The 15,806-nt window shown below is 34.8% G+C and carries 9 protein-coding genes; 4 read left to right on the top strand and 5 right to left on the bottom strand.

The features are described from left to right. Nucleotides 1–18 precede the first annotated feature (18 nt). The 5 genes from atpD to FHR29_RS22625 form a co-directional block, all read right to left on the bottom strand. Nucleotides 19–1,521: a F0F1 ATP synthase subunit beta gene (gene atpD, locus FHR29_RS22645; RefSeq protein WP_132841076.1), complete on the bottom strand. Its 1,503-nt coding sequence runs from the start codon at nt 1,519–1,521 to the stop codon at nt 19–21. A gap of 471 nt (nt 1,522–1,992) precedes the next feature. Continuing rightward, the gene (locus FHR29_RS22640) at nt 1,993–2,625 is read right to left on the bottom strand and encodes a hypothetical protein (protein ID WP_021191834.1); all 633 of its coding nucleotides are present in this window, start codon (nt 2,623–2,625) and stop codon (nt 1,993–1,995) included. A 164-nt stretch (nt 2,626–2,789) separates the two neighbouring features. Beyond that, nucleotides 2,790–4,703 (bottom strand): DUF294 nucleotidyltransferase-like domain-containing protein, encoded by a 1,914-nt coding sequence (locus FHR29_RS22635; RefSeq protein ID WP_183917374.1) that lies wholly within the window; start codon nt 4,701–4,703, stop codon nt 2,790–2,792. 10 nt (nt 4,704–4,713) lie between these two features. Then, nucleotides 4,714–5,340 carry a 3'-5' exonuclease gene (locus FHR29_RS22630; protein WP_183917372.1) on the bottom strand — a complete coding sequence of 209 codons (627 nt, stop codon included), beginning with the start codon at nt 5,338–5,340 and terminating at the stop codon, nt 4,714–4,716. 80 nt (nt 5,341–5,420) lie between these two features. Beyond that, entirely contained in the window at nt 5,421–9,473 is a 4,053-nt protein-coding gene (locus FHR29_RS22625; RefSeq protein ID WP_183917370.1) for a two-component regulator propeller domain-containing protein, read from the bottom strand. A gap of 519 nt (nt 9,474–9,992) precedes the next feature. Between FHR29_RS22625 and FHR29_RS22620 the strand changes: the two genes are divergently transcribed. The 4 genes from FHR29_RS22620 to FHR29_RS22605 are packed head-to-tail and all read left to right on the top strand — an operon-like array spanning nt 9,993 to nt 15,735. Continuing rightward, nucleotides 9,993–11,105, top strand: a complete 1,113-nt coding sequence (locus tag FHR29_RS22620) for a glycoside hydrolase family 88 protein (RefSeq protein WP_183917368.1) — start codon at nt 9,993–9,995, stop codon at nt 11,103–11,105. Beyond that, on the top strand, nt 11,105–12,340 hold the full coding sequence (locus FHR29_RS22615) for a DUF2264 domain-containing protein (protein ID WP_221197916.1): 1,236 nt from the start codon (nt 11,105–11,107) through the stop codon (nt 12,338–12,340). The genes FHR29_RS22620 and FHR29_RS22615 overlap by 1 nt, the downstream gene beginning before the upstream one ends. A gap of 12 nt (nt 12,341–12,352) precedes the next feature. Further along, a complete protein-coding gene (locus FHR29_RS22610) occupies nt 12,353–13,708 on the top strand; it encodes a BNR repeat-containing protein (protein ID WP_183917366.1) in 1,356 nt (451 codons plus the stop codon). 2 nt (nt 13,709–13,710) lie between these two features. Beyond that, nucleotides 13,711–15,735, top strand: a complete 2,025-nt coding sequence (locus FHR29_RS22605) for a DUF2264 domain-containing protein (RefSeq protein WP_183917364.1) — start codon at nt 13,711–13,713, stop codon at nt 15,733–15,735. Nucleotides 15,736–15,806: the final 71 nt, after the last annotated feature.

The raw sequence follows: 15,806 nt of genomic DNA, 5'->3' as shown, positions 1-15,806 counted from the left end.
CTAATGTCTAATATCTAATTAAACTGCTTCAGCTAATAATTTTTTACCTTTTTCGATTGCTTCTTCGATGCTACCTACTAAGTTGAAAGCTGCTTCAGGATATTCATCAACTGCACCATCAAGAATCATGTTGAATCCTTTGATTGTATCTTTGATGTCTACTAATACACCTTTTAAACCTGTAAATTGCTCCGCAACGTGGAAAGGTTGAGATAAGAAACGTTGAACACGACGTGCGCGCTGTACTGTTAATTTATCTTCTTCAGATAACTCATCCATACCTAAGATAGCGATGATATCTTGTAATTCTTTATAACGTTGTAAGATTTCTTTAACACGCTGTGCTGTATCGTAATGCTCGTTACCTAAAACTGCAGGGCTTAAGATACGAGATGTCGAATCTAATGGATCTACCGCAGGGTAAATACCTAACTCAGCAATTTTACGAGACAATACTGTTGTTGCATCTAAGTGAGCGAATGTTGTCGCTGGTGCAGGGTCAGTTAAATCATCGGCAGGTACATATACCGCTTGAACTGATGTAATTGATCCATTTTTAGTAGATGTAATACGCTCTTGCATTAAACCCATCTCTGTTGCTAAAGTTGGTTGGTAACCTACTGCAGAAGGCATACGGCCTAATAAAGCAGATACTTCAGAACCAGCTTGTGTAAAACGGAAGATATTATCAATAAAGAATAATACGTCTTTACCTTTACCATCTTCTTCACCATCACGGAAATATTCAGCGATTGTTAAACCTGATAAAGCAACACGTGCACGCGCACCTGGAGGCTCATTCATTTGACCGAATACGAAAGTACATTTTGATTCTTTCATTAATTCAGTATCGATAGCATCTAAAGGCCATTGACCTTTTTCCATCTCTTCCATGAAATGCTCACCGTATTTGATAATGCCTGATTCCAACATCTCACGTAGTAAGTCATTACCTTCACGTGTACGTTCTCCAACACCAGCAAATACAGATAAACCACCGTGTCCTTTTGCGATATTATTGATTAATTCTTGGATTAATACAGTTTTACCTACACCGGCACCACCAAATAATCCAATTTTACCACCTTTAGAATAAGGCTCTAATAAATCGATTACTTTAATACCTGTAAAAAGTACTTCAGTTTCAGTCGATAAATCTTCAAATTTAGGTGGAACATTATGGATCGAACGACCATTTGTTTTATCTAAATTTTTGATCCCGTCAATGGCATCACCCACAACGTTGAATACACGACCTTTAATTTCTTCACCAATAGGCATTTTGATTGGAGCACCTGTGTCGACAACTTTCATTCCACGAACCAAACCTTCGGTTGCATCCATAGAAATTGTACGAACACGTTCCTCACCTAAGTGTTGTTGAACCTCTAAAACGACACGCTGACCATTTTCTCTTTCGATAATCAAGGCATCGTAAATTCTAGGTAGATTTTCATTGTCGGCGAAGTTGACGTCAACCACTGGGCCGATAATCTGCGCTATTTTACCAATATTGGGCATATTATAGGGACTAAATATTTATTAATCAATTTTATAAAGGCAATAAAAACCGCCTCTTTTTGGTCAGCAAAAATAAGCTTATTGTCGCTGAAAAACAAATAGAAATTTCAATTAAATTCTTTTTTATTTAAATATGTCAATTTGTTATTCATTCTAATTGACTGGGTTCGATGAAAAATTCATATTTGGCTCCATAATACGTGTCTATGCTTCTTAATGGCATTTTTTCTGGATCTTTTATTTTTAGCTATACAGCCTGAGGAGATCAAGAAATCTTTATTTTTGACAATTTATGATAGCTGATATGATCATAATTATTGTTAATCAGGTGATTTTAATTTTCGAAAGTAGATGATTGGGAGAAAAAACCTCCTTGTATTTTTTATTTCTATAATCGTTTTGATCTATCATCCAATAAAATAGGGGCAATTCACATCATGTGAATTGCCCCTATTTATCTATCTTAGAATCTTATGATTTCTTATTTAACTCGTCTTGAAGTTGACGTTTTAGAGCTTGTTCTTTTTCAAGTGCTTTTTTACGGAATAACGCAAGCTCTTCTTGTGCTTGATCTGCTGTTTTTTGATATTCATCAGTATTCACCTTAGCCTTGCGGTAAGAGAATAAAAATGTAACGGTACTGATTAAAAGTACAGCAATAATTATCCACACGATACTGCTATAAGCTGACTTTGTCGTATTGATACCTAAAAATGAAAAACTATCTACTTTTTCTTGCTCTTGTGCTAATTGATCTTTTAAAATTTGAACACTATCTTGTAAACCTTTTGTTGTTGATCCATAATTAGAACTAGCAGACTTTAAGGTGTTAATTTCTTTCTGAAGTTTACTTACAGTATCTACTACATTTTTTTTGATAATTTCAAGATTTGTTTTGCGCACCATCTTGAAATCATAATTATTTTTTGATATGTAGTTCAAATGGTCAAACTGATTTGCAAGACTACCTTTACTCAAACCTTCTGGGCCAAACTTATTAGCACTCGCTGTTGTTGGTTGAGCTACTGGAGCTTGAGCCGATGCGAATTGCTGTTGCGCACATAGAAGAGATACAGTGATAATTAATGATTTTAAAATATGCATATATAAATTGATGTTACAGATTTTTACAAAAGTAATGATTGCTTCTAATATATACTAAAAAGTTAAGATTTGAGGCTTTAAATTTTAAATTTATTATAAATTGCATATTCATGTGGTCTGTTTATAATAAATTAAAGAGATCTTTTAGTCTAATGCGATCGGAATTATCCTAAAAGGTTGTTTGTGAATTTAAATTTTATACCTAATTGAAAATTACTAATAGTTTTAAAAATTTCTTTTAATGTTGCTTTTTCTATTTTCGTTAGACTGTCAATTCGGATGTAATTATCGGGATTTGATTTTATTGTTATAATTTGATTTGCTTGATTTTTTAATCTAAGAGCCATTAAATAATAATAGGATTGACTAAGTTCTTCATATTGGGATTGTGTGAAAACTCCTATTTCTACTAACTTCTTAAGTCTAACTCCGGTATTTTCTTCATAGATTCGGTTTTTTAATGCATATACCCGTACGAGATCTACAATCGGATTCATTGCTTTTTTGATATTTAGAAATTCTGAAGTGCCAATAGTCTGTGTTTTGATGGCATTGAAGAAGGTTAGCGGTGGTTCATATTGCAAAGCATTTTTCGCTATAAAAGAAAAAAAACGTTCGTTGGGTTTTTGTAATTCGTGGTTGAGAAAAGATTTAAGTTCATCAATGATTCCCTGGTCACCATACAGTCTTCTACAATCAAAGAAGGTGGAAAATTTAATAGCATTTTCTGGTATGGTATCTTCGATCCAACTTTTGTAATTATTTTTCCAGTGTGATAATGAATGTGTCCATGCGGGATTACTGGCCATATATCCTCCTGTACAGTAGACAAATCCAATTTTATTTAAGTCATCTGAAACTTGGTTGGCGAATTTGAGGAAGTAGTCTCTCACATACTCACGTTGCTCATTGGCTTTATCTTCATAAATAATGGCGTTGTCCTGATCGGTTTTTAAGGTCTGCTCTTTTCTGCCCTCACTTCCTGTTACCATAAATACGAACTTAGCTGGGGGAGGTCCCATATTGTGAATCGTTTTCTCAATCACTTTTATGGCAATGGTATCAGCAATCATTGTAATAACCTGGTTTGCAACAGCGGCATTGACACCTCGGCCGAGTAATTGGTTGATGATTTTCGGTACATTATCCCACTTATCCTTAAGCTCGGTTAAAGACTCCGCGAGCTTTACGGATTGTATAAAAACTAAAGGTGATTGTCCCTGTTCGCTTAATAAACGGTTACGGCTCAAGAAGCCAACGTACTCTCCATCTTTTTCAACTAATAAATACTTCGTTTTTGTTCTAAACATCATCAATACCGCTTCGTATAGAATTGCCTGGTTAGAAATACTAACGATAGGATTATCCATAACGGTTCCAATAGCTTTATCAGCCTGGATTTGTTTTGCAATAACGTTATCTCGGAGTGTTATATCTGTTGCATACCCAACAATTTTATCTTTCTCCATAATAAAGATGCAACTCACTTTATTGGATGACATTATTTTTGCAGCTTCATAAATGGGCGTATTGTAATCTGTTGAGACGATATCTTTATAAATGATATTATCAATCTTACGGGAGTAGAGTTGATCTGCTGCGTAATAACTTTCTTCAAATGATGCAGGGGATTTTACAAAATGTGAAAATTCTTCTTCCAGCATTTTACGGCCAAAAGCGTTTGTGAAGAAATGAAAGAACTCCTCATTGGCGTTGCAAAGTTCAAAAAAATCTTTACGAGGCAATCGATATATGATTGTCCCCTTTTTTACCATTACTGATTTTAATGCTTTTTTCCGATTTAAAAGCACTGAAATTCCGCCAAAACAATAAGGATTTTCGTGGATTTCGATTGATCGTTTATTCTCCATGTTATCGAGAAAGAATGTTTCGTACTGTCCCTTGTAAATGAGATCTACTCCATCTATATCTGTTATTCCTTGTCGGTAAATAAGTTCTTCCTTTGAAAATGTGCATTTTGTCATCAGATCCACTAAACTTTTTTGTACAGATTCTTGCAGTACATGGAAAGGGGCTGTAGTTTTTAATAGGGATAAAATAATTTCAGAATTATGCATAGGTTCAAAATTAGATTTGAAATAAATTAGAGAAACGGGCCTGTTGATTTTCAATATCTTCGGACGTCAGTTCATTTCTGTTAGCCATCTCAAAATAACATTTTGCAGTTATTTCTGCGTCCGTTACTGCATTATGTAAAGACTGAGGTATGGTCGAGAATAACATCTCATGGAGCAGTGAAAGATTCAGGTGAACTCTATGGGGATTTCTGACATACTTTTTACTATGCCATAGTGTGCAAAAATAAATTAAATGGTTAAATGGCATGTTGAGTTTAGTTCTGACAAATTCAGCAGCGAGGACTTGTAAATCGAATGATAAAAAGTGTCCAACAATTAAGGGATTGTATTTTTTTAAATCATAAGCTAATTTACGTAATACATCTTTTTTGTTGACACCATTTTCTCTTAAAAACTGTGGTGTTATACCATGAATTTTCTCAGATTCTCGGCTGATAAAAATAAAGGGTTCATAAATATATTTGTTTGTGCGTGTAATTTCATTAAAATCTGAATCATATATTATCCATGCAACTTGAAGTACACGGGGCCAATTTTGTGTATTGTTATATTTTTTATCCCATTTTTCGGGTAAACCTGAGGTTTCTGTATCAAGAAATAATATGTATTTTTTCAAAAAGTATTTTGCTATTTATTATTAAAAATAAGTAAATTATCGATGATATGGATAGTTAAAAGATGAAAAAGACAGTTTGATCAAATATGTTGTGCAGTTGTATTTTTTTGAAACTCAGTAGGAGTTATCCCAAATGATGCCTTGAAGCAAGTTGCAAAGTATCTTGGGTCAGAGAAACCTGTCGCGAATGCCACTTCACTAACTGTAATTGATTTATCTTTTTCCATCATTTGACATGCATGCTTAAGGCGAATATTCTTTATAAATTCACTTGGAGATAAATCTAGCAAAACTTTGGTTTTACGATACAAAGTTGATTTGGATAGTGCCAGAATCTCACCGAGCTTGATAATATCAAATTGATCATCACTTAAATTTTCTTCAACAACTTTGATCATCCGTTGTAAAAACTGTTCATCAACAGGCGTATAATCCAAAGTAGCGATATTAATTTGTGTGTTGTTGTTGAAGTTGATTTGCTTCGTCCGTTTATTGATGATAAAACTCTGTATTTTGGCTTCTAAAACTTGAATGTCAAAAGGTTTACTGATGTAACCTTCAGCTCCAGCTTGATAGCATTCTATACGATCTTCCATACTATTTTTGGCAGTTAGCAACAATATTGGAATATGATTGATTTCCATATTTTGTTTGACAGCTCTGCACAGAGAAAGCCCATCCATTTCAGGCATCATGATATCACTAACAATGATATCAATTTCATTTTTATTTAAAAGATCTAGTCCTTGCTTACCGTCAGAGGCAACGTGAACATGATATTTTTTTGATAAAATGCTAAACATGGTTTGTTGAAGATCTTCATTGTCTTCTACTAATAGAATATGTAGTTGTTTTGAATTTTCATTCGTATCTTCAATGATAGCTGTTGTGAATTTGTCTGCTTCGTAAGTAATTTCGTCTTTTTTAGCAAAAGATTCGTGCCATATCTGAATACCATTTTTGACATAAAATTCCTGATCAACTGGTAATATGATTTGGAAGCAGGTTCCTTGATCAGGAACACTTTCAACAGTAATTTTACCAAAATGAATATCAACTAACTCCTTTGTTACTGAGAGACCAATCCCATTGCTTTCTTGATTTACAAATGACTTATTGTTATAAAATGGTTTAAATATTTTATCTAACTCATTTTTATCGATTCCAATGCCATTATCACGTACAAAAAGATAGAGCAGTTTTTGTTTTTTATCTTCTTTAATATAGTATGACAAGGTGATTTTGCCGCCTCTAGGTGTGTATTTAAAGGCATTCGAGAGTAAATTGAAAAGAATCTTATCCATTTTATCTGCGTCATAGTAGATATCTGTTGTACACTCTCCATGATTGATTTCAAATTCAATATTTTTTCGAATGGCTAACGGGTTAAAAAACACATGGCTCAATTGATTTATAAATGTGGGCAGATATTCTTGACTAACTTTCAATTCCATCAAATTATTTTCTATTCTTCGGAAATCCAAAATTTGTTGCAATAAGCGTTTTAGGCGATCTAGATTCAATCTCATTTTTTCAAACTGACTTAAATGGTGCTTTGTGGTCATTTGAACATCGTCTACTAAACAAGAAATAATGGTTAGTGGTGTTAACAAGTCGTGAGAAATACTTGTAAAATAGCTGAGTTTGGACTGTGCCAGTGCATGTGCATTTTCTTTTTCTATTTGAGCTATTTTTAGATCATTTCTTAATTTTAAACGGTGTAAAGTAAAATTTATGAAATAGTAAAATATACCAATCAGTAGACACGCATATAAGAAATAGGCTAAGTTACTCTCATAAAATGCAGCCTTTTTGTAAATATTAATTTCAGTAATCGTCGTATTCCATTTATTATTTAAATCAGTAGATTTTATTAAAAAACGATAAGATCCTTTTCCTAAATTATTATATGCTGCAAAAATCCGATCTCGGGATGCATTGATCCAATCCTGATCAATACCTTCTAACTTGTAGGCATATCGAAGTTTATTATCCTGGGTATAGCCAAGGGATGAAAAGGAAAATTCTATATTTTGGTCTTCGGGTTCTAATGTTAGTATCTGTTGATTAAAATTAAATTTTTTCTGATTGGATTCAAGGACAATGGATTTATTATTAATCTTGATGTCTGTTACCTGCACTTTAGCTTTATAATTTGGGATATTGCTATTATCGTCCAATCTAACCATTCCGTTATATCCTCCAAAGTAGACCGAGTTTGATTTTTTATCAATCGTAAATGCTCTTTTGGAAAACATATTGACTTGTAGGCTGTCAGTCGATGTAAATTCCAAAATATCTTTATTGAGTGCATTTATTTTAAATATATTTCGGGTGCTGGAAAGCCATACCGTATTATTTAGGCAGACGATATCCAATAGTTGGTTCTTTCCAAATAAAGCCGAATTTGCCAATTCCTCCATTTTCTTTAAATCTCTTTGATAATAGAGTAAGCGATTATCTTTGGTTCCAATCCATAGATTATCATTTTTATCAACATCTAAAGATTCAATTTGATTTGTTTTGAGAACTGCTGTTGATTGACCAATATGTTGGATGATCTGTTCAGGATTATTTTTATTGATGTAATAAATGCCGCTTCCTTTGGTAGCGATCCAGATATTTGATTTTTTATCTTCAGCAATGCTAACCGCTTGATCTTTTATTTTTGTGATGAGTTTTATTTTTTTGCTTTTTGGATCACTATATAATACACCTTGGTTAGTCGCTATCCAAGTTCTCGATTGACTATCTTGAAAAAAGAAGATGGGAACCCCGGAGTGATTGGCTTCACGTTTTAGATCAATCTTATAGTCTAACTTGATATTGTTATGCTGTTTTTTGAAAACGTTTATAGTTGCTTCATAAGCAGAACCGACCCACAGTTCATGCTGTACATCAATGGCGCAGCTGGCAGCTCTAATGGATATTAATTCGCGTAAATTGGCGTTACTATAGGTATTTAATAAACCATCTTTAGGATTTAAACTTCCAAAGCCAAAACGCTCTAGATTAAACCAAAAGATACCCTTTTTATCTCGATATAACATATTTACATTGGGTGCAATGCTATATCGACTTTTAATTTCTTTAAAGGTGTAATTTTGAATGAGAGGTTTATCAAAACTAATCGTAGATATTCCTTTCCCACCAATAGACAACCATAATGTTCCTGATCTATCTTGATAAATATCATTGAAGATATTGGTTGTATGATCAAAATGGGGAGCCATATTTACTTCTTGAAGTGCACCATCTATATATTGAAAAGTAGAGATACCAGAAAATGAAAGTATCCAAATATAATTGCGATGCCGATCTTGAACGATGTTATAGAATAAATCTTCCTTTCCAATATTTCGACGCTTGTTTTTGATTTCTATTTCTTGATATAAATTCTTTCTGTTGTCTGGATTAAATAAATAAATCCCATCCCCCCAGGTACATACCCAGAGTTGTTTATTATGATCTTCAAATAATTTAAAAGGATTGTTACGTGTTCCAAGTTTTGGGTACGCAACGAATTGATTTGTTTGTATATCTAATTTAAATAACCCTTGTTCCCAAATTGCTACCCAAATATTGCCTTTTTTATCTTCAAATATGGTATTAACAGTCCCCGGTGGTATTTTGTAAATGGAATTTTGACCATCTTGATAGTTTTGGATAATGGATAAGTCTTTGTTATATACCACAATACCATTGTCTGATCCTACCCATAATCTGTTTTTTTTATCAATCAGTAATGTTGTAATACGTGTTGCAGATTGGAGGTTATTTTTGAAGGGTTTGATTACATAGCTTTCTTTTTCTAATGTATATAATCCTTTTTCTGTACCTAGAATGAGGTAATTATGATATTCTACTAGTGTTTTAATGTTCTGGTTGGTAGCCGTTTTACCATCATTGGTCTTCAATTTGAAATTTAAAATATTATAGGCGTCATATCTGCTTAATCCCTGTGTAGAAGCAAACCAGATATACCCATCCTTATCCTGACAAGTTTGATTGATTGTCAATGAGGGTAATTCATTATTTTTGGTAATGGGATTCAATCCCATTTGTTGACCACTAACTTGGATATGGAAAAGTAAATATATAATGAAGAAGAAGGTTTGATATGTATTTTTCATAATCAATTGGTTTAATCTAATCAGATCGACAATTTGTTCTTCACTTATATCTCTTTTGCATCAACTTTGTCTAAAGAGCCAATGAATTAAATAACACAAGAAAAAAGGGAAACTTAATTTAATTCCTTAATCAATAATGGTTAGCTTTAAATAGCTCATTTTTTCCGTCTTACTTGAGCATCTAAATGGTTCAAAAAGTCAGATTCAAATTGGTATCTTCTTTAAAGATATAGAATGTTATTTAAAATAAATGTAATATAAACATTTATTTTAGAAATTGATTACTTTCTTGTTTGTGTCTCTTTTTTATCAAAAGCTCCTTAAAAATGCGTTTTTAGTCAAAAGAAACATGTAATCAATGGCTATAATCATAAAATGATCCCATTTTGTATGTTGAATAAACTAAAATTAAACATCGACCGTATTGATTTTATCTAGATTTGGATAACCAATCTTCAATCATATTTACATCTGGTAAACCCTGTTGATTGGATTTTTTAAACCTTAAAATTTTAAGATATGCACAAATACGTTCTTGTTTATTTTCTTCTGATTACTTATTCCGTCTTTGGACAAGACTTTAAAAAGAGTGATGTTTTGGCCCAATTGAATGTTGCGAATCAATATTGGCAGACCAATCATAAGCCTCAAGTTTGGGCATTTTGGGATCAAGCCGCTTATCACAGTGGTAATATCGAGTTTTATAAAGAGTTTAAAAATAAAAACTTCTTAAAATATACCGAAGATTGGGCAGATTTTAATGAATGGAAGGGTGCAAAATCAACTGATAAAGCGAATTGGAAATATAGCTATGGGGAGACCGATGACTATGTGTTATTTGGCGATTGGCAGATCTGTTTTCAAACGTATATTGATCTTTATCATATCGCTCCTAAAGCTTACAAGATAGCTCGAGCGCAAGAAGTGATGAATTACCAAATTCATTCCAAACATCATGATTACTGGTGGTGGGCAGATGGACTGTACATGGTTATGCCCGTGATGACTAAGATGTACAATTTAACTAAAAAACCGCTCTATTTAGAAAAACTTCATGAATATTTGGAGTATGCAGATGGTATCATGTATGATAAGGATGAAAAATTGTATTACAGGGATGCGAAATACGTTTATCCAAAACATAAGACTGCCCATGGAAAAAAAGACTTTTGGGCAAGAGGTGATGGTTGGGTATTTGCAGGATTAGCAAAAGTGCTACAAGATCTACCCAAAGACAATGCTCATTATAAACATTATGTAAAACGTTTTCAAGATATGGCCGATGCTATTGTAGCGTGTCAACAGAAGGAGGGTTTCTGGACGAGAAGTATGCTGGATCCAGAACATGCACCCGGTAAAGAATCCAGTGGAACGGCATTTTTTACTTATGGACTTCTTTGGGGCATTAATAATGGTATTCTGAACAAAAACGAATTTGAGGGTGCTGCAAAAAAAGGATGGTATTATTTAAGTACTGTTGCTTTACAGCGTGATGGAAAAGTAGGTTATATTCAGCCTATAGGAGAAAAGGCCATACCGGGTCAAGTGGTTGATGCCCATTCAACATCGCCATTCGGTGTCGGAGCATTTTTATTGGCAGGTGTTGAAATGTATAGATATTTAAGCGAGTAATGATGAAAAATGTATGGACATTATGGATATTCATATGCTTCGCCGCTGTTACATATGGGCAGAAGAGAAATCCTATTGCATGGAAAGAAACTTCAAGAGCCTTTTGGCTAAAGGAGATGGATCGTATGGCAAGACCGGTTATGCGTAGTCTGGCTCATGACAGTTTAAAGATCAATATGCCTCAAATTACTTCTGTTGCAGTTGACAATAAAGAACATCGCATTCAAGTACAATATGTAGAGGTATTAGGTCGAGTTTTAAGCGGAATATCGCCTTGGTTGGCTTTGAATGATGGTTCGGAAGAAGAGCAAGCATTGAGAAAACAATATCGCAATTGGACTATTCAAGCCTTAAAAAATGCCTTGGATAGTAATGCAAATGATTTTATGCGTTTTGATCTAGGTGGGCAGCAATTAGTGGATGCCTCATTTATTTCAGTTGCTTTTTTGCGTTGTCCTTGGTTATGGGATCATCTGGATCCTGTAACCCAAGGTCATTTGATTGAGGCTATCAAAACGACACGTCAATTCAGACCCGTGTTTTCCAATTGGTTACTTTTTTCTGCTATGAATGAAGCTTTTTTAGCCCAGTACAGTACAAGTTGGGATGTTATGCGAGTGGATTATGCTTTACAACAACTGGAACAATGGTATGTTGGAGATGGGATGTATATGGATGGTCCTCATTACGCATATGATTATTATAATAGTTATGTCATTCATCCTTTTTTATCCGGAATTATGGATGTCATCGAGCAAAAGACTAAAAATTATGATAGCATGTTTGCAAAAATTAAATTACGAAACCAACGATATGCCATTATATTGGAAAGGTTGATTAATACAGATGGGACTTTTCCACCATCGGGCCGGTCAGTAATTTATCGTGGAGCAGCATTTCATCATCTGGCAGACATGGCATTGAAAAAAAGATTACCCAAAGAGTTAACGGAAGGACAAGTTCGCGCCGCTTTATCTGCCGTTATGAAGAAAACATTTGAAAGCCCATCAACTTACCATCAAAACTGGTTAACGATTGGTTTATATGGAGATCAGCCCGGATTAGGGGATTTTTATAACAATCAGGGGAGTCCATATTTATGCAGTACTATTTTTTTACCTCTTGGACTTTCTGAAACGGATAGTTTTTGGACTTCCAAAGAAGAAGAATGGAGTTCGAAGCGTATTTGGTCTGGACAGGATTGGAAAAAAGATCAAAGTAAGGTTATTCAATAATAGATAAGAGTCATGAGATTAATAACATTTTGTACAGTTGGAGTAATTCATTTTTATCTTATCCTTTCCTTAAATTTCTGTTTTTCGCAAAGCAAGCAGCTTCAGGTCATGGAAGTTGGAGACGGTTGGGCTAAGAATACGGTCAACACAGCTGTTTTTCGAAAAAATTCTCTCGTTAGTGACGCCCAGTTTCAATACATAGCCTACTATAACGACAAAGGACAAGTGGTATTGGGAAAGAGGAAACTAAATGAGAAGAGCTGGCAGCTACAGGTTACCGAATATTCGGGCAGAGCTCAGGATGCACATAATATTATCAGTATCATGATTGATGGAGATGGATATTTACATGTTTGTTGGGATCATCATAATGGTCAGTTGCGATATGCTCGGACAAAACAGCCACATACACTGGACTTAGGACCTGAGCAGTCTATGATCGGGAAAGATGAACAGTATGTGACTTATCCTGAATTTTTTAAAATGCCTGATGGTTCATTATTATTTCTTTATCGTGATGGCGGTTCTGGATCAGGAAATCTTGTTATGAATAATTATGATCCCAAGAATAAAAAATGGACTAGACTGCATCGTAATTTAATCGATGGAGAAGGGAAACGAAATGCTTATTGGCAGGCATATGTCGACAACCAAGGAACGATACATTTGTCTTGGGTATGGCGAGAAAGTCCTGATGTAGCCAGTAATCATGATATGGCATATGCTTGTTCTAAGGATGGAGGGCTCACTTGGGAGTCTACTACTGGAGCTCAATATACATTACCTATACAGGAATCAACAGCGGAATATGCGGTGCATATTCCTCAAAACAGTGAACTGATCAATCAAACATCGATGGCTGCAGATGATGATGGGAATCCATTTATTGCGACTTATTGGCGGGCTGCAGGTTCTACAATTCCTCAATATAAACTTATTTATTATAGGAAAGGTGCTTGGGAAGTCCGTTCTTTTGATTTTAGAAAAATGTCTTTCAGTTTGAGTGGACATGGAACAAAAGAAATACCTATAGCGAGACCACAATTAATGGTTAAAGGGAAAGGAGACAGGGTTGCTGTCATGCTCTTGTTCCGGGATAAGGAAAGATTAGGTCGAGCTTCTGTCTTGAACTTAAATAAGGTGACGGATAACGATTATCAACTATTTGATTTGAATAACGAATCATTAGGAGCATGGGAACCTAGTTATGATACTGAGATGTGGCGAAACAAGGGGCGATTATCACTATTTGTTCAAGCTACTGATCAAAAGGATGGAGAAGGACTTTTAGAATCTGGTCCAAGTAAGGTCAGGGTTATTGAATGGACGCCTAGTCTCGAGGCTATAAAAAATATAATCAAACATTAATTATGAAAAAATACATGTTTGGGTTTATGTCCTGCTTCATATTCATTGTATCCTATCCCATGGATATGTTCGGACAAGGGACAAGAGATGCTGTTTTTAAAGTCAAAAATCCAGATCTGAATCTCAGTCCCTATACCGGTATGAACCGTCAACATTGGTTAGATGCAGCCGAATATCTTTTAAAGGGGGCCTTTAGTTACGTCAGTAATCTGGATAGCCCGATGGAGTTTCCTAAACAACTAGGACGTAGTTATCCTAGAGACGGCGTTCATACGGAAACAGAACGGTTGGAAGGACTTTGTAGGACTCTGTTTATTGCTTTGCCTTTGATGAAGGAAAATCCCGACTATGAAATTGGTGGTCTAAAGATTGCAGATTATTACCGGCATCAGATCACGCAATTAGTGAATCCAAATTCGACGAGTTTCATTCCACCTTTACCCCAAAAAGGAGGACCAAGTCAAAAGCTTGTTGAATTTGGTGGTTTGGCCGTATCTCTTATGGCCGCTCCCGAAATTTTATGGGATCCGCTATCACAGGAGAAAAAAGATACTTTAGCGCATACACTCTTAAGTTATGGTAACGGACCTACTATTGATATGAATTGGCGTTTTTTTAATGTCATGATTTTAAGCTTTTTTAAGAGTAAAGGTTACTCGATACGTGAAGATTATTTAAAGGAATTGTTGGAGAAATGTTTATCTGATTATAAGGGGAATGGTTGGTATAATGATCAGCCTTATTATGATTATTATAGTATGTGGGGATATCAGATGTACGGAACTTTATGGGCTACCTATTATGGCGATGAGCTGTATCCAGATTATGCGAAGAAGTTCAGAACTCATTTAAGAGAAATGGTCGGTCATTATCCTTATATGTTCAGTAAGGATGGCGAAATGATTATGTGGGGGAGAAGTATTGCCTATCGCATGGGAGCTGCTGTTCCTTTTCCACTGATGGGATTTCTTGAGGATCAAAGTATCAATTATGGATGGATGAGAAGAATTGCATCAGGAACACTGCTACAATTTCTGAAACAGCCTGATTTTTTATCTGAAGGTATTCCCACACTTGGTTTTTATGGTGCATTTGAACCTGCCGTGCAGGAATACAGCTGTAGGGGAAGTGCTTTTTGGTTGGGTAAAATATTTTTAGGATTGCTCATTCCAGACGATAATATATTTTGGACATCAAATGAAAATTTAGGTGCTTGGGAGAGCGAGATACCAAAAGCGAAGGTGTTGAATAAGCTTGCTCCTGGTGCTGAAATTTTGATTACTGATTATGCTGGAATTGGGGCATCAGAGATCAGGGCTTGGTGTGATAGTAAAACTATCGGCTATTATCAGGGAACGGAGAATTATAATAAACTGGCTTATAATAGTGCATTTCCTTGGCAAGCGGATGGAAAGAACGGTGAAGTATCAATGAACTATATGTTTCAAATTGGTGGGAATAAATGGGAGTCACTTCGCCGTTATAAATTCATAGGCTATCAGGATGATATTTATTACAGGGACGCTGTATTAGCTTCGAATTCTACCATCAGCTTGCAACTTGCAGATATTATACTTCCTAACGGAATCTTGCGTGTGGATCAGGTATATAGTCAAAAATCTATTGCGCTACGGTTGGGACACTACGCATTGCCACAATATGAAGATAGAGTAATTGTTGAGCATCAAATTAAATATAAAAAATGGACAGCAAGTATTATTGACAATGGGCAGTATCAGTTAGCTGTTGTTCCTGTTGAGGGCTGGGAAGAGGTGGAGATAGTAAGTGCAGCAGGTTTAAACCCAGTTTCTGAAACGAGTAAAGTCCTGAATTTAAAAGCAAACACAATTGCAAATCAAAAGCAATTGTTTGCGACACTTATGTTATGGAAAAAATCGGGCGAAAAATGGACTAATGATGAATTATTCCCAATAAAAAAATTGAACCCAAAGCTGAATCAAGTAGGAATTAGTAGGAAAAATGGTCGTTATCAAGCCTTGAATTTGATATCCACAGATCAACAATAATAACCTTATCAATATTTTGCAAGTGAAAAGTGTAATGGTGAATATAATGGTCTATATTGAAGGTCGTTATG

This window comes from Sphingobacterium sp. JUb56 (assembly GCF_014191365.1).
GTDB lineage: Bacteria > Bacteroidota > Bacteroidia > Sphingobacteriales > Sphingobacteriaceae > Sphingobacterium > Sphingobacterium anhuiense.
This window is presented reverse-complemented; position numbering and strand designations above follow the sequence as displayed.

What these genes read in the sequence shown, in the direction of transcription:
- atpD (WP_132841076.1), bottom strand. Translation starts at nt 1,521, where the DNA reads ATGCCCAATATTGGTAAAATAGCGCAGATTATCGGCCCAGTGGTTGAC.
- FHR29_RS22640 (WP_021191834.1), bottom strand. Translation starts at nt 2,625, where the DNA reads ATGCATATTTTAAAATCATTAATTATCACTGTATCTCTTCTATGTGCG.
- FHR29_RS22635 (WP_183917374.1), bottom strand. Translation starts at nt 4,703, where the DNA reads ATGCATAATTCTGAAATTATTTTATCCCTATTAAAAACTACAGCCCCT.
- FHR29_RS22625 (WP_183917370.1), bottom strand. Translation starts at nt 9,473, where the DNA reads ATGAAAAATACATATCAAACCTTCTTCTTCATTATATATTTACTTTTC.
- FHR29_RS22620 (WP_183917368.1), top strand. Translation starts at nt 9,993, where the DNA reads ATGCACAAATACGTTCTTGTTTATTTTCTTCTGATTACTTATTCCGTC.
- FHR29_RS22615 (WP_221197916.1), top strand. Translation starts at nt 11,105, where the DNA reads ATGATGAAAAATGTATGGACATTATGGATATTCATATGCTTCGCCGCT.
- FHR29_RS22610 (WP_183917366.1), top strand. Translation starts at nt 12,353, where the DNA reads ATGAGATTAATAACATTTTGTACAGTTGGAGTAATTCATTTTTATCTT.
- FHR29_RS22605 (WP_183917364.1), top strand. Translation starts at nt 13,711, where the DNA reads ATGAAAAAATACATGTTTGGGTTTATGTCCTGCTTCATATTCATTGTA.